Annotated in this window: 12 protein-coding genes and 1 riboswitch; of the genes, 8 read left to right on the top strand and 4 right to left on the bottom strand. The window is 71.5% G+C overall.

The window, feature by feature from the left end; all coding sequences use genetic code 11:
• The first annotated feature begins 181 nt into the window (after window positions 1-181).
• Window positions 182-1,009, top strand: a complete 828-nt coding sequence (locus tag IEY79_RS21485) for a carbon-nitrogen hydrolase family protein (RefSeq protein WP_189109189.1) — start codon at window positions 182-184, stop codon at window positions 1,007-1,009.
• A gap of 65 nt (window positions 1,010-1,074) precedes the next feature.
• On the top strand, window positions 1,075-2,796 hold the full coding sequence (locus IEY79_RS21480; protein WP_189109188.1) for a flavin monoamine oxidase family protein: 1,722 nt from the start codon (window positions 1,075-1,077) through the stop codon (window positions 2,794-2,796).
• A gap of 57 nt (window positions 2,797-2,853) precedes the next feature.
• On the opposite strand, the gene IEY79_RS21475 is transcribed toward IEY79_RS21480, so the two are convergent.
• Together IEY79_RS21475 and IEY79_RS21470 are read right to left on the bottom strand one after the other, a co-directional pair.
• The gene (locus tag IEY79_RS21475) at window positions 2,854-3,591 is read right to left on the bottom strand and encodes a DUF5995 family protein (protein WP_308426684.1); all 738 of its coding nucleotides are present in this window, start codon (window positions 3,589-3,591) and stop codon (window positions 2,854-2,856) included.
• Window positions 3,592-3,645: 54 nt separating this feature from the next.
• Window positions 3,646-5,046 carry a uracil-xanthine permease family protein gene (locus IEY79_RS21470; RefSeq protein ID WP_189109187.1) on the bottom strand — a complete coding sequence of 467 codons (1,401 nt, stop codon included), beginning with the start codon at window positions 5,044-5,046 and terminating at the stop codon, window positions 3,646-3,648.
• Between the two features lie 207 nt (window positions 5,047-5,253).
• On the opposite strand from IEY79_RS21470, the gene IEY79_RS21465 reads away from it, so the two are divergent.
• Complete coding sequence (locus IEY79_RS21465; RefSeq protein ID WP_189109186.1) at window positions 5,254-6,600, top strand: alginate lyase family protein; 1,347 nt, start codon at window positions 5,254-5,256, stop codon at window positions 6,598-6,600.
• 74 nt (window positions 6,601-6,674) lie between these two features.
• On the opposite strand, the gene IEY79_RS21460 is transcribed toward IEY79_RS21465, so the two are convergent.
• On the bottom strand, window positions 6,675-7,895 hold the full coding sequence (locus tag IEY79_RS21460; RefSeq protein WP_189109185.1) for an MFS transporter: 1,221 nt from the start codon (window positions 7,893-7,895) through the stop codon (window positions 6,675-6,677).
• A 131-nt stretch (window positions 7,896-8,026) separates the two neighbouring features.
• On the opposite strand from IEY79_RS21460, the gene IEY79_RS21455 reads away from it, so the two are divergent.
• Window positions 8,027-9,211, top strand: a complete 1,185-nt coding sequence (locus IEY79_RS21455; RefSeq protein WP_189109184.1) for an ROK family transcriptional regulator — start codon at window positions 8,027-8,029, stop codon at window positions 9,209-9,211.
• 113 nt (window positions 9,212-9,324) lie between these two features.
• On the opposite strand, the gene IEY79_RS21450 is transcribed toward IEY79_RS21455, so the two are convergent.
• Window positions 9,325-10,071, bottom strand: a complete 747-nt coding sequence (locus tag IEY79_RS21450) for an SDR family oxidoreductase (RefSeq protein WP_189109183.1) — start codon at window positions 10,069-10,071, stop codon at window positions 9,325-9,327.
• Between the two features lie 185 nt (window positions 10,072-10,256).
• A riboswitch (FMN riboswitch) is annotated at window positions 10,257-10,387 on the top strand.
• 173 nt (window positions 10,388-10,560) lie between these two features.
• Between IEY79_RS21450 and ribD the strand changes: the two genes are divergently transcribed.
• Genes ribD through IEY79_RS21430 form a run of 4 tightly spaced genes read left to right on the top strand, consistent with a single transcriptional unit; the run spans window position 10,561 to window position 14,281 of the window.
• Window positions 10,561-11,709 carry a bifunctional diaminohydroxyphosphoribosylaminopyrimidine deaminase/5-amino-6-(5-phosphoribosylamino)uracil reductase RibD gene (gene ribD, locus IEY79_RS21445; protein ID WP_189109307.1) on the top strand — a complete coding sequence of 383 codons (1,149 nt, stop codon included), beginning with the start codon at window positions 10,561-10,563 and terminating at the stop codon, window positions 11,707-11,709.
• A complete protein-coding gene (locus tag IEY79_RS21440) occupies window positions 11,710-12,327 on the top strand; it encodes a riboflavin synthase (protein WP_189109182.1) in 618 nt (205 codons plus the stop codon).
• A gap of 23 nt (window positions 12,328-12,350) precedes the next feature.
• A complete protein-coding gene (locus IEY79_RS21435) occupies window positions 12,351-12,992 on the top strand; it encodes a nicotinamide mononucleotide transporter family protein (RefSeq protein WP_189109306.1) in 642 nt (213 codons plus the stop codon).
• Window positions 12,989-14,281, top strand: a complete 1,293-nt coding sequence (locus IEY79_RS21430; RefSeq protein WP_189109181.1) for a bifunctional 3,4-dihydroxy-2-butanone-4-phosphate synthase/GTP cyclohydrolase II — start codon at window positions 12,989-12,991, stop codon at window positions 14,279-14,281. Before IEY79_RS21435 ends, IEY79_RS21430 begins: the two co-directional genes overlap by 4 nt.
• Window positions 14,282-14,335: the final 54 nt, after the last annotated feature.

Genomic DNA, 14,335 nt, shown 5'->3' with positions numbered 1-14,335 from the left:
CCACTCCGCCGCACGGCGGAGAACGGGATGCGACCAGCGACGCAACGAATCGCCGTCCAGAGGCCCGAAGACGCAACGAATGCCCTGCTCACACGCAACAGAGGCGCCTTGCCGCCGCGGAAGTCGGAGCCGTACCGTCTGAATGTCTCCCCCCGAACACCATGACGTCCCGAGGTCTGCCATGCCGTCGTCGCGTATCGCCCTGCTCCAGAGCTCCGGCAGGCCCGGCGACACCGTGAGGAATCTTGAGTACGTCGCGGGCGCGGCGCGTGAGGCGGCGGCCGGCGGCGCGGCCCTGCTGGTCTGCCCCGAGATGTTCCTCACCGGCTACGCGATCGGCGCCGATGTCTCCCGGCTGGCCGAGCCCGCCGACGGTCCGTCCGCCGAGGCCGTGGCCCGGATCGCCGACGAGTACGGAATAGCGGTCCTGTACGGCTACCCGGAGCGGGCCGGCGACGGCGAGGGCACGCGCGTCCACAACGCCGCGCGGCTCATCGGCCCGGACGGCTCGTCCCTCGCCGACTACCGCAAGACCCATCTCTACGGCGGCTTCGAGCAGGAGTGGTTCACCCCGGGCGACACCCCGGTCGTACAGGCCGATCTCGGCGGCCTGCGGATCGGGATCATGATCTGCTACGACGTCGAGTTCCCGGAGAACGTACGCGCCCACGCGCTCGCCGGGACCGACCTGCTGCTGGTGCCGACCGCCCAGATGCATCCCTTCGAGTTCGTCGCCGAATCGGTCGTGCCGGTGCGTGCCTTCGAGAACCAGATGTACGTGGCGTACGTGAACCGGACCGGTCCTGAGGGCGAGGGCGAGACCGGGCCCGCCTTCGAGTTCGTCGGGCTGAGCTGTCTGGCCGGTCCCGACGGCATCACCCGCGCGAGGGCGGGACGCGGCGAAGAACTGCTCTTCGGCGACGTCGACCCCGAACTGCTACGGGCCTCCCGCGCCGCCAACCCCTATCTGCGCGACCGCCGCCCCGGCCTCTACGGCTCCCTCGGCTGACCGCGACCGCCCGCGCCTCTTACCGCCCGCACCCCCGCCCCACCCCCGCAAGGAGCCCGTACCCCATGACGTCCACGGTGCCCACCGCCGCCCAGCACCCCGAGGCACAGCCGGACACCGGCCTGCCTCCGGTCACCATGTTCGGTCCGGACTTCCCGTACGCCTACGACGACTTCCTCGCCCACCCCGCGGGCGTCGGCCAGGTGCCGGCGACCGAGCACGGCGCCGAGGTCGCGGTCATCGGCGGCGGTCTCTCCGGCATCGTCGCCGCGTACGAGCTGATGAAGATGGGCCTGCGGCCGGTCGTCTACGAGGCCGACCGGATCGGCGGCCGGCTCCGTACCGTCGGCTTCGACGGCTGCGACCCGGACCTCACCGCCGAGATGGGCGCGATGCGCTTCCCGCCGTCCTCCACCGCGCTCCAGCACTACATCGACCTGGTGGGCCTGGTCACCGAGCCGTTCCCCAACCCCCTCGCCCCCGGCACCCCTTCGACCGTCGTGGACCTCAAGGGCGAGTCGCACTACGCCGAGACGATCGACGACCTGCCGCAGGTCTACCGCGATGTGATGGCCGCCTGGAACACCTGTCTGGAGGAGGGCGCCGACTTCTCCGACATGAACCGCGCGATGCGCGAGCGCGACGTGCCGCGTATCCGGGAGATCTGGGCGCGACTGGTCGAGAAGCTCGACAACCAGACCTTCTACGGCTTCCTCTGCGACTCCGAGGCCTTCAGGTCCTTCCGGCACCGCGAGATCTTCGGCCAGGTCGGCTTCGGCACGGGCGGCTGGGACACCGATTTCCCCAACTCCATCCTGGAGATCCTGCGCGTCGTCTACTCCGAGGCCGACGACCACCACCGCGGCATCGTCGGCGGCAGCCGGCAGCTCCCGCTGCGGCTCTGGGAACGCGAGCCCGCCAAGATCACGCACTGGCCGCTCGGCACCTCGCTCTCCGCCCTGCACGGCGGCGAACCGCGCGGCGCCGTGACCCGGCTGCACCGCACGGCGGGCGACCGGATCACCGTCACGGACGCCTCGGGGGACATCCGCACCTATCGCGCCGCCGTCTTCACCGCACAGTCCTGGATGCTGCTCTCGAAGATCGACTGCTCCGACTCGCTCTTCCCGATCGACCACTGGACAGCGATGGAGCGCACCCACTACATGGAGTCGTCGAAGCTGTTCGTGCCGGTGGACCGGCCGTTCTGGCTGGACAAGGCCGTCGACGACCAGGGAAATCCGACCGGCCGCGACACGATGTCGATGACGCTCACCGACCGTATGACGCGCGGCACGTACCTCCTGGACAACGGGCCCGACCGGCCGGCCGTCATCTGCCTCTCCTACACCTGGTGCGACGACAGCCTGAAGTGGCTGCCGCTGTCGGCGAACGAGCGGATGGAGGTCATGCTGAAGTCGCTCGGCGAGATCTATCCGAAGGTCGACATCCGCGAGCACATCATCGGCAGCCCGGTGACGGTCTCGTGGGAGAACGAGCCGTACTTCATGGGCGCGTTCAAGGCGAACCTGCCCGGCCACTACCGCTACCAGCGCCGCCTGTTCACCCACTTCATGCAGGACCGGCTGCCCGCGGACAAGCGAGGCATCTTCCTGGCGGGCGACGACATCTCGTGGACCGCGGGGTGGGCGGAGGGCGCCGTACAGACCGCGCTCAACGCCGTGTGGGGCGTGATGACCCACTTCGGCGGCGCCACGGACCCGGCGAATCCGGGGCCGGGGGACGTCTACGACGAGATCGCCCCGGTGGAGCTGCCCGAGGACTGAGCGGTACGGCGCGGGTGAGCGGTTCCGGCGCCGCGAAGGGCCCGGGGCCCGGAGTGCTCAGCCGTACGGTGTGAGCAGGCACCGTCCCACCAGCCCCACCCCCGCGTCCATCCGCTCCCTGAACTCCTCGGCCAGCGGCGGCACTTCACGCAGTCCCCAGAGCACCAGCGCCGACGACCAGGCCGCCTCCAGGGCCCGTTCCACGTTCCAGGCCCCGAGCAGGTGCGTCACCGGATCCTCGACCCCGGGCCCGCGCCCCGCGTCCGGACCGGCCGGTGCCTGCTCGCCGACGCGATCCACGAGCAGCGTGAGCGCGTCGCCGACCCGTGCGAACGCCGTTTCCAGCGCGGGCGGTTCGCAGCCACGAGCCCGGCACAGGTCCACCACCGCGAGCGCCAGATCGTGCCCCACGTGCGCGTTGACGCCCGCGAGCGCGAACTGCGCCGGCCGTACGCCCGGATGACGCCGGTGCTGGAAGAGCGGCCGCCAGGCGGCCGGCGCCCGCCCGCCCACGTCCACCGCGTCGACCGCCGCCAGATACCGCTCGGCGAGCGACGAACGCAGCGCGGCCGCGTCCCGCGTGGCGGCCGTCGTCGGGTAACCGCCCCCGTACGACGCCGTGATGTCCCCCGCGCCCGACAGACAGAGCCCGTTGAACACGGCCACGCCGTCACCCTCCGGCCAGGCCGAACGCAGCGCGTGCATGCGCTGCCACGCGGAATCGGGTGGGCGCCGGTCGTCGGATGGGCGCCGGTCGTCATCGGGTGGGGCCGCGAGCAGTTGGATCTCCGCCATGGGGGGAGCGTCCCAGCCCGGGAGCCCGCGAGGGGCCGGGGGAGCGGGACTTCGTCAGAACGAGGGACGGTCCCGTCCTTCGTCCCCGCTGTCGTACGTCGATGTGCCGGAGTCGAGGAGCGGTCCGTCACCCTTCAGATGCGGCGGGGCGAAGGCGCGCAGCACGTGGTGGCCGACGATGACGACGAGCGTGCCGAGGGCGATGCCGCCGAGTTCGAAGCTGTCGGTGAACTTCAGCGTGACCCCGCCGACGCCGATGATGATGCCCGCGGCCGCCGGCACCAGATTCAGCGGATTGCGCAGATCCACCCCGGCGTTGATCCAGATCTGCGCGCCGAGCAGGCCGATCATCCCGTAGAGGATGACGGTGATCCCGCCCAGCACCCCGCCGGGGATCGCGGCCACGACGGCGCCGAACTTGGGGCAGAGCCCGAAGAGCAGGGCGAAACCGGCGGCGGCCCAGTAGGCCGCGGTGGAGTACACGCGGGTGGCGGCCATCACGCCGATGTTCTCGGAGTACGTGGTGTTGGGCGGCCCGCCGACGGCGGTGGAGAGCATCGACGCGGCGCCGTCGGCGGCGATCGCCGTGCCCAGCTTGCCGTCGAGCGAATCGCCGGTCATCTCGCCGACGGCCTTCACATGCCCGGCGTTCTCCGCGATCAGCGCGATCACGACCGGCAGGGCGACCAGGATCGCCGACCACTCGAAGCTCGGCGCGTGGAAGTCCGGCAGCCCCACCCAGTCGGCCTTGCCGACCAGTGAGAGATCCAGGCGCCAGTGGTCCACGGACTCGGCGCCGCCCGCGGGGGAGTGGATTTTGCCGAATATTCGGTCGAAGAACCAGGAGACGGCGTAGCCGAAGAGCAGCCCGAGGAAGATCGCGATACGCGACCAGAAGCCGCGCAGGCAGACCACGGCCAGCGCGGTGACCACCATCACCAGCAGCGCGGTCCACTGGTCCTGCGGCCAGTACGTCTTGGCGGAGACCGGCGCGAGATTGAAGCCGATGAGCATCACGACCGCGCCCGTCACGACCGGCGGCATCGCGGCGTGGATGATCCGGGCGCCGAAGCGCCGTACCGCCAGACCCGAGAGGAAGAGCGCGACGGCGACGACGAAGACCGCGCCGGTCACGGTGGCGCTGTCGCCTCCCGACGCCCGGATCGTGGCGGCGACTCCGACGAAGGAGAGCGAGCAGCCGAGATAGCTGGGCACCTGGCCGCGGGTGGCGAGCAGGAAGAGGACCGTCGCGACACCGGACATCATGATCGCGAGGTTGGGGTCGAGGCCCATCAGGACGGGCGCGACGAACGACGCGCCGAACATCGCCACCACGTGCTGGGCGCCAAGTCCCGCCGTACGCGGCCAGGAGAGCCGTTCGTCCGGTCGGACCACGGCGCCGGGCGCGGGCGTTCGCCCGTCGCCGTGCAGGGTCCAGCGCACACCGAGCTTCATGAGGGTGCTCCACTTCCGAATCCGGCGCCGAAAAGATCAGGTCATGGTAGGGCCCGCTGTCACCACCTGTTGGCCGGGTGTGGACCCACAGGTTCCGTCCGCTGAATTCTGTCCGAGGCATTGTTCGTTGGAGCCGGGTACCTCTACGCTCACAGCGCGCACGGTCTTGTTCGTGAACGATATTCACATACATGATGGGAGTGCTCGATGAGGAGCAGAACCCGACGGCGTCTCGGCGCCCTGCTCACCGCCTCGGCGGCCCTGGCCGCGGTCCTCGTACCCGTATCGTCCTCCTCCGCCGTGGATCCCGGCCCCGCCGCCCAGGCCGGAGAGGCCCAGGCCGGAGAGGCCCAGGCCGGAGCGGCACAGGCCGGGAAGGGCCGGGTCCCGGCGACCGTCGTCATCGACGGGTCGCGGATGCGCCAGGCCAAGGCCCGACTGGACGCCGGGGACCGGGAGTTGCGCCGTACGGTGAGCCAACTCACCGCCACCGCCGACACCTGGCTGAAACAGGGCCCCTGGACCGTCACCGACAAACCGAAGCCCGCGCCCAGCGGCGACCCCCACGACTACCTCAGCCAGGCCCCTTACTGGTGGCCGTCCCAGCCCAAGACCGAGGAGAACCCCTGGGGCTGCCCGTACGTCCAGCGTGACGGCGAGCGCAACCCCGAGGTCGACACGGGCACCGACCGCCCCGACATCGGGAAGGTCTTCAACTCCACCACCGCCCTGAGCCTCGCCTGGTACTACACGGGCGAGAAGAAGTACGCGACGCACGCCGCCGACATCCTGCGCACCTGGTTCGTCGACCCGGCGACGCGGATGAACCCGAATCTCAACCACGGGCAGTTCATCCCGTGCAAGTACGACGGGCGCGCGATCGGTATCATCGACTTCTCCCAGCAGTACACGAGCGTGCTCGACGCGCTCGCGATCCTGGAGACGGGCGCCCCCGGCTGGACCAAGGCCGACCGCGCCGGAATGCGCGCCTGGAACGAGGACTTCCTCGACTGGCTCGTCGACTCCCCCTTCGGCAAGGAGGAGTCGGCCGCCGAGAACAACCACGGCACCTTCATGGACATGCAGGTCGCCGGTCTCGCCCTCGCCACCGGTGACAGGGCACTCGCCCGCCAGGTGGTCGAGGAGGCGCGGGCCAAGCGGGTCGACGCCCAGATCGAGGGCGACGGCACCCAGCCGCAGGAGCTGGCCCGTACGCGCAGCTGGCACTACTCGACGTTCTCGCTCGTCGCCTACACCCGGCTCGCCGACATCGGCAGGCACGTCGGGGTGAACCTCTGGGACCACCGGGGGCCGGAGGGCCAGAGCCTGTTCAAGGCCGTCGAGTATCTGCTGCCGGCCGCGACCGCGAGCACCCCGTGGCCCCATCCGGAGCTGGAGTTCTACCGGTACGCGGCGAGCGACATCGTCCAGGCGGCGGCCGACGCCGGAAACCGGAAGGCGCGGGCGGCCGTGCCCCGGCTGGAGGAGCCGCCCCTGGGCGACCTCTGGGCGCTGCGGCCCGCCGCCGAGCAGCTCGACTCGATCGCGCCCTGAGCCGACGGATTCGCCGGACGGGCCGGGAGCCCGTCCGGCGAAGGCGCGCGTGGCGCGACGCTGCCCGCGCCGCGTCAGTCCTTCTGTATGGAGGGCGCGGGCGCCGGTGCCCCGGCCTCCGGAGCCGTACGCCGGTCCCCGGTCTTCAGCACACTTGCCCCCAGCACCAGACCGAAGGCCAGCACGGTCACCAGACCGAACGAGACGACCAGGGACGACGCGTCGGCCACCGCGCCGATCGCCGAGGGGGCGATCAGGCCCGAGGTGTACGTGATGGTCGCTACGCCCGCGATGGCCTGGCTCGGATTGGGGCCGCTGCGCCCGGCGGCGGCGAAGGCCAGCGGTACGACCACCGCCACACCCAGCCCCACGAGGGCGAACCCGCCCATGGCGACCAGCGGATCGGGCGCGACGACCACCAGCAGACCGCCGAGGGTGGCGGAGACACCGCCGACCCTGACGCAGGGTACGGCGCCGAAGCGGTCGATGACCCGGTCGCCGAGCAGCCGTGCGATGGCCATGGTGAGCGCGAAGGCCGTCGTGGAGGCGGCGGCGAGGCCGGGGGAGGTGTCCAGGACGTCCTCCAGATAGACCGCCGACCAGTCGAGGCTCGCTCCCTCGGCGAAGACCGCGCAGAATCCGACCGCGCCGATGAGCAGCGCGGACTTCGGGGGCAGGGCGAAGCGCGGCGGCGGCTCGGCGTCCGGCTCGCTGCGCAGATCGAGCACCCACCGGCAGGCGATCAGGCCCGCGATGGTGAGCACGGTGGCCGCGATCAGATGGTGCACGCGCGCGTCGCTGTCCATATGGGCGGCGAGCGTGCCGCCGGCGGAGCCGAGCAGCGCGCCCGAGCTCCACATGCCGTGCAGGCTGGACATGATCGACTTGTCGAGGCGGTTCTCGATCTCCACACCGAGGGCGTTCATCGCCACGTCCGACATGCCCGAGGTGGCGCCGTAGACGAAGAGCGCCAGACAGAGCGTCACCAGATTGGGGGCGAGCGCGGGCAGGGTGAGGGAGAGCGTCCAGAGCGCGAGCAGTCCGCGCAGCGCCGTACGCGCGCCGAACCGGTGGCTCACCGTGCCGGCCAGCGGCATCGCCACCGACGCGCCGATGGCAGGGAAGGCGAGCGCGAGGCCCAACTGCCCGGCGCTCAGGGACGCGTGGTCCTGGATCCAGGGGATACGGGTCGCGAAACTGCCGGCGACGGATCCGTGCACGAGGAAGACGGCGGCCACGGCGAACCGTGCCTGTCGCAGCCGTCGCTTGTCGAAGACCGGTGGTCCAGTCGTCATTCCGTCTCGTCCTCCCCCTGCGGCGCGGCGACGCCTGTCCAACAGTGCGGCAGTAAACTATCAGGAACCCTGCTAGATAAATAGACGACACCGGTCGCAAGAACCCCACGGACGTCTGGAAGGATCCAGGTATGGCCGCATCTCCGAGCACGGCACGGGCCATCAACGACCGCCTCGCCCTGGAACTGCTCCAGGAAGAAGGCCCGTTGACGGCGGGACAGCTCAAAACACTCACCGGGCTCTCCCGGCCCACGGTCGCCGACCTCGTGGAGCGGCTGCAAGGCTCCGGCCTGGTCAGGATCGTCGGTGAGACGGGCGGCGCGCGCCGCGGCCCCAACGCGCGGCTGTACGGGCTCGTCGCCGACCGGGCGCATCTCGCCGCGCTCGACGTACGCACGCAGAGCGTCGCCGTCGTGGTCAGCGATCTCCTCGGGGTGACCCTCGCCGAGGCCGTACTGCCCATAGGAAGTGACACCGGCATCGAACCGGCCGTCGAGGGCGCGGCGGCCCTGCTGGAACGTACGGCCCGCGAGGCGGGCGCCGTACGGCTGCACAGCGTCGGCATCGGCGCGCCCGGCCTGATCGACCCGGTGACCGGCGAACTCCGCGAGACCAGCGGCGTGCCCGCCTGGCACCGAAGACTCGTCGCCGCTCTTCAGGAGCGGCTGCCCGCGACCGTCCTCGTCGAGAACGAGACCAATCTCGCCGCCGTCGCCGAACTGCGGGTCGGGGCCGCCCGCGACCAGGGCGCGGGCACCTTCGTACTGCTGTGGCTGGGCTTCGGCGTGGGCGCGGCGCTCGTCCTGGACGGCAGGGTCCGGCGGGGCGCGTCCGGCGGCGCCGGTGAGATCGGTTTCCTCCCGGTGCCGGGGACGTCCGGGCTGCCCTCGTCCACCGGCTGCGACGGGGGGTTCCACTCGCTGGCCGGCTCGGCGGCCGTCTGCGAACTCGCCGAGCGGCACGGCCTGTTCGCCGACGCCGGCCCCCAGGAGCCGCCGGCGGCCGCGGTCGTACGAGCCGCCCTCACGGCGGGTCCGGCCGGGGACGCCTTCCTCGACGCCCTCGCCGCGCGGCTCGCGGTCGGCGCCGCGGCCATCAGCGCCGTACTCGACCCCGGCAGGGTGGTCCTGGCGGGCGAGGTCGGCCAGGCGGGCGGTGCGGCGCTGGCCTCACGTGTCGAGGACCGCCTGGCGGAGATGTCCCCCCTCCGTACGGAGGTCGTGGCGACGTCCCTGGGCGGCGCGGCCGTGCTGCGAGGAGCGCTGCTGACGGCGCGGGACGCTGCCCAGAACGACTTGTTCGCGCCACCGGTCTGACGACCCCGCCACCTGCTGGACCCACCGAGTCCACCGATCTGACGAGCCGTCAGGGCGCCTCGGCGGCACCACACATGTCCGCCGGTCGCCCGAACTGCCCCGGGCCCGCGCACTCATAACTTCCGCGTCGCGAGGAAATCCTCGAACGTCTCCTTGCCCACGGCCCGTTCGGGCGTCAGCTGATGTCCCTGGCGGTACCCCGCGTACGCCTTTCCGAACAGCGGCATCGCCACCACCCGCCGCTTGTGACCCGTCGCCCGCAGATAGGCGTCGGCCAGCTCCCGCACGGTCCGGATCTCGGGACCGCCGAGATCGGGAACCCGCCCCGCCGGCGGGCGCGTGGCCAGGTCTGCCACCCAGGAAGCGACCTCCGCCGAGCCGATCGGCTGGAGGCTCACCTGCGCGGGCAGCAGCGCGGCGACCGGCAGCTTCGTCGCGCCCTCCAGCATCCGCAGGACATGATCGTGGAACTGGGTCGTACGCAGAATCGTCCAGCCGAGCCCTGAATCCTCGACCACCCGCTCGACGATCCGCTTCGTCCGGTGGTAATTGAGCGGCAATCGGTCGACCCCGACGATCGAGATGTGCACGAGATGCGGAATCCGCGCCCGGACGGCCGCCTCCACCAGATGCGCCGCCGCCCTGTCGTCACCACCGCGCGGTGAGGACGCGCAGTGGACGATCACGTCCACACCCTTCAGAGCCTCGTCCAGCCCCCTGCTGTCGTCGTCGCGCAGATCGACGGCGTACGGCTGTGAACTGCGGCTCAGCACCCGGACGTTGTGCTCGTCCGTGCGCAGCCGGTCCACGACCTGTCTGCCGAGAGTTCCCGTACCACCGGTCACGAGGATTGTTGCCATGGCCCAAGCCTGCCAGCGTGTGACACACCGGGAGACGACAGGGTGCGAACCCGTGACCGCCCGGCGCCCGGACCGTATCCGGAACAGGCGCCGGCTCTGCCGTCCGCCACCCTCTGTGAGCCACCGCACACACCACCCCCCGATGGCCGGCGATCAGGCGTGGCACACTGGTTCCGTACCAGCAGCAGCGCACTCCGGGGTCGGTGCAATTCCGAACCGGCGGTTACAGTCCGCGACCCGACCGCTTCCAGCGGCCGGTTGACCAGGTGAAACTCCTGGACCGACGGTGAAAGTCCGGATGGGAGGCAGTGCGCGGCGGGCCGTCACAGGTATGCCGCCGTCGGCGGATCGTCCTCGGACGATTCGTATCCTCGGTCCCGGCGTTCCCGTGTGCGTTTCCCGTTTCTCTGTCGTCATCGACAGGCCCCGGAGTCCGTGCCCCAGAGGCAGGAGGACCCGGTGGCCACCACCACGGCCGACACGGACGCCATGCGTCGAGCCATCACGCTCGCCGCCCGCGCTCTCGGCGCCACCAGCCCCAATCCGGTCGTCGGATGCGTGATCCTCGATGCCGCCGGAGAGCTCGCCGGCGAGGGACACCACCAGCGGGCCGGCGGTCCGCACGCCGAGATCCACGCCCTGCGCGAGGCCGGCGACCGGGCCGCGGGCGGCACCGCCTACGTCACCCTCGAACCGTGCAACCACACGGGCCGCACCGGCCCGTGCGCCCAGGCGCTCATCAAGGCCGGCGTCGCCCGCGTCGTGTTCGCGGTCGGCGACCCGAACCCGCAGGCCACCGGCGGCGCCGACACCCTGCGGGCGGCCAGTGTCCGCGTCGAGCGGGGGCTGCTCGCCGAAGAGGCCGAGGCGGGCAACGCGGCCTGGCTCACCTCCGTACGGCTCGGCCGTCCCTACGTCCTGTGGAAGTACGCCGCCACGCTCGACGGCCGGATCGCGGCGGCCGACGCCACCAGCCGCTGGATCACCTCCGCCGAGTCCCGCGCCGACGTCCACCGGCTCCGCGCCGAGGCCGACGCCGTCGTCGTCGGCTCGGGCACCGTGCGCGCCGACGACCCGCACCTCGCGGTCCGCGACATCGCCGGCGCGGTCCAGCCGCTGCGGGTCGTCGTCGACACCGGGGCCACCGCCGTACGGCCGGGAGCACGCGTCCTGGACGGTGCCGCGCCCACGCTGATCGCCGTCGCCGAGGACGCCGACACCACCCACCTCAAGGCCGCGGGGCCGGGCGGGGAACCGGTGGACGTCGCACGGCTGCCGCGCGCCGGACGGGGCCTCTCCGTCCCCGCGCTGCTCGCCGATCTGCACGCGCGCGGCGTGCGCTCCGTACTCCTCGAAGGCGGCCCGACACTGGCCGGGGCCTTCGTCGCGGCCGGGGCCGTCGACAAGGTCGTCGGGTATCTCGCGCCCGTCCTGCTGGGCGCCGGCCCCGCCGCTCTGGGCGACGCCGGAATCACCACCCTCGCGCGGGCGTTGCGACTGCGGATGACCGAGACGGTACGCGTCGGCCCCGACCTCCGCGTCACCGCGACGCCCGAACGCACCACGACCGCACGCGGATACGAACCCGCCACACCCGTCAGCACCGCCAGTGCTGTCGCCACCCCCAAGGAGCGCTGAGTGTTCACCGGAATCGTCGAAGAGCTGGGTCAGGTCACCGCCGTCGAGGATCTCGGTGACTCCTCCCGCTTCCGTCTGCGCGGCCCCGCCGTCACCGAAGGCGCCAAACACGGCGACTCGATCGCCGTCAACGGTGTCTGTCTCACCGTTGTCGACCTCGACGAGGGCGAGTTCACCGCCGACGTCATGGCCGAGACACTCGACCGCTCCAGCCTCGGCGCGCTCGTACCCGGCTCGCGGGTCAACCTGGAGCGGCCCATGGCGGTCGGCGACCGGCTCGGCGGACACATCGTCCAGGGGCATGTCGACGGCACCGGCACGATTGTGGACCGCAAGACGTCCGAGAACTGGGAGATCGTCAAGGTCTCGCTCCCCGCCGACCTCACCCGCTATGTCGTCGAGAAGGGCTCCATCACCGTCGACGGTGTGAGCCTCACCGTGGTCGACGCCGGACCCGACTACTTCACCATCAGCCTCATCCCCACCACGCTCGCGCTGACCACCCTCGGCATCAAGCAGCCCGGCGACCCGGTCAACCTGGAGGTCGACGTCATCGCGAAATACGTGGAGCGCCTGCTGACGTCCGGCGCCCACGAGTCCGGGGGACCGGTCCGGTGAGCGGCCTGCCTTCCTGGCCGGACATGACGTGGCTGAACGCGGAGGCGTTCACCGCCTTCGGCCAGCACATCATCTGGTCCGACATGGTCGGCAACTCGATGGGTCTGGTCGCCCTCGTGCTCGGCTGGCGACGTTCGATCCTGACCTGGCCCGCGCAGTTGCTGTCCGGCGTCATCCTCGTCGCCGCGTACGCCTCGGCGCACCTCAGCGGCGGCGTCGGCAAGCAACTCCTCGTGATCGGCGTGGCGTTGTGGGGCTGGCGGATGTGGCAGCGCGGCCGTCAGCAGGCGGGGGACGGCACGATCGCCGTACGGTTCGCCACCTGGTCCGAGCGCCGGCTGCTCCTCGGCGGGACGGCGCTGGGCACCCTCGCCGTCGGCGGCCTCTTCACCGCCGTACCCGACCTGTCCTGGAACCCGTGGCCCGACGCGTACATCTTCGTCGGCACCCTCGCCGCGATGGTCGCGCAGGCGCGCGGTCTGGTCGAGTTCTGGTTCGCCTGGCTCCTGGTGGACCTCGTCGGAGTACCGCTCGCCTTCAACAGCGGGCTGGCCTTCTCCGGCTTCGTGTACGTCGTCTACCTCGGCCTCGTCGTGTGGGGGCTGCGGGACTGGTGGCTGCGCACCCGCGCGGCCGCCCCGGCTCTGGAAGGAGCGGCAGCATGACCGCACAGCCCACCTGGTACTCCACCGACAACATCGAGGACTTCGCCCTCGACCCGGTCGAGCGGGCCGTCATGGACATCGCGGCGGGCCGGCCCGTCGTGGTCGTGGACGACGAGGACCGCGAGAACGAGGGCGATCTCGTGATCGCCGCCGAGAAGGCGACCCCCGAGATTGTCGCCTTCATGATGAGCGAGTGCCGCGGACTGATCTGCGCCCCCATGGAGGGCGAGGAGCTGGACCGGCTCGAACTGCCGCAGATGGTCGACCACAACACCGAGTCGATGCGCACCGCTTTCACCGTCTCCGTCGACGCGGGACCGGCCCACGGGGTCACCACCGGCATCTCGGCCGCCGACCGTGCCACCACGCTCCGGCTGCTCGCCGCCGGCGCCGCGGCCGAGCCCGCCGACTTCGTACGGCCCGGCCATGTCTTCCCCCTGCGCGCGAAGCCGGGCGGGGTGCTCGTACGCAACGGTCACACCGAGGCGGCGGTCGACCTGGCCCGGCTCGCGGGGCTGCGTCCGGCCGGGGCGATCGTCGAGATCGCGGGCGAGGACGGGGTGATGCTCCGGCTGCCGGAGCTGATCCCGTTCGCGCGCAAGCACGGCCTGACGATCATCTCCATCGAGGACCTGATCGCCTACCGGCTCGCCGCCGAGCCCACCGTCCGCCGTGAGGCCGAGGTCCGACTGCCCACGTCCTTCGGTGAGTTCACCGCGTACGGCTACCGGTCCACCGTCGACGGCGTCGAGCATGTCGCCCTCGTCCACGGTGACATCGGCGACGGCACGGACGTCCTCGTCAGGGTCCACTCCGAGTGCCTGACCGGCGACATCTTCTCCTCGCAGCGCTGCGACTGCGGCCCCCAGCTCCAGGCCTCGATGCGACGCGTCACCGAGGCCGGACGGGGTGTCGTCGTCTATCTGCGCGGTCACGAGGGGCGCGGTATCGGCCTGCTGTCCAAGCTGCGCGCGTACGAGCTCCAGGAGCGCGGGCGCGACACCCTCGACGCCAACCTGGAACTCGGCCTGCCCGCCGACGCGCGGGACTACGCGGCCGGGGCGCAGATCCTCGAAGACCTCGGGGTACGCAGCCTGCGGCTGATGACCAACAACCCCGACAAGGTCGACGCGTTGGTGCGCCACGGTCTCGATGTGACCGCCCGCGAGCCCATGCCCGTCCAGGCGGGGGAGCACAATCTCCGGTATCTGCGCACCAAGCGGGACCGGATGGGGCACGAACTGCCCTGGCTCGACCCGGCGGCCACCTCGGCCTGCGGCAACCAGTAACACCCGGCACGTCCGTCGGCACGTCCGTCGGCACCGGTACATCAGTACTCGTCA

The organism is Streptomyces camponoticapitis, assembly GCF_014646115.1.
GTDB classification, from domain to species: Bacteria; Actinomycetota; Actinomycetes; order Streptomycetales; family Streptomycetaceae; genus Streptomyces; species Streptomyces camponoticapitis.
This window is presented reverse-complemented; position numbering and strand designations above follow the sequence as displayed.

Excerpts from the sequence above, each read along its gene's own strand:
- IEY79_RS21480 (WP_189109188.1), top strand. The coding sequence starts at position 1,075 with ATGACGTCCACGGTGCCCACCGCCGCCCAGCACCCCGAGGCACAGCCG.
- IEY79_RS21465 (WP_189109186.1), top strand. The coding sequence starts at position 5,254 with ATGAGGAGCAGAACCCGACGGCGTCTCGGCGCCCTGCTCACCGCCTCG.
- IEY79_RS21455 (WP_189109184.1), top strand. The coding sequence starts at position 8,027 with ATGGCCGCATCTCCGAGCACGGCACGGGCCATCAACGACCGCCTCGCC.
- IEY79_RS21450 (WP_189109183.1), bottom strand. The coding sequence starts at position 10,071 with ATGGCAACAATCCTCGTGACCGGTGGTACGGGAACTCTCGGCAGACAG.
- IEY79_RS21430 (WP_189109181.1), top strand. The coding sequence starts at position 12,989 with ATGACCGCACAGCCCACCTGGTACTCCACCGACAACATCGAGGACTTC.
- IEY79_RS21435 (WP_189109306.1), top strand. The coding sequence starts at position 12,351 with ATGACGTGGCTGAACGCGGAGGCGTTCACCGCCTTCGGCCAGCACATC.
- ribD (WP_189109307.1), top strand. The coding sequence starts at position 10,561 with ATGCGTCGAGCCATCACGCTCGCCGCCCGCGCTCTCGGCGCCACCAGC.
- IEY79_RS21485 (WP_189109189.1), top strand. The coding sequence starts at position 182 with ATGCCGTCGTCGCGTATCGCCCTGCTCCAGAGCTCCGGCAGGCCCGGC.
- IEY79_RS21475 (WP_308426684.1), bottom strand. The coding sequence starts at position 3,591 with ATGGCGGAGATCCAACTGCTCGCGGCCCCACCCGATGACGACCGGCGC.
- IEY79_RS21470 (WP_189109187.1), bottom strand. The coding sequence starts at position 5,046 with ATGAAGCTCGGTGTGCGCTGGACCCTGCACGGCGACGGGCGAACGCCC.
- IEY79_RS21460 (WP_189109185.1), bottom strand. The coding sequence starts at position 7,895 with ATGACGACTGGACCACCGGTCTTCGACAAGCGACGGCTGCGACAGGCA.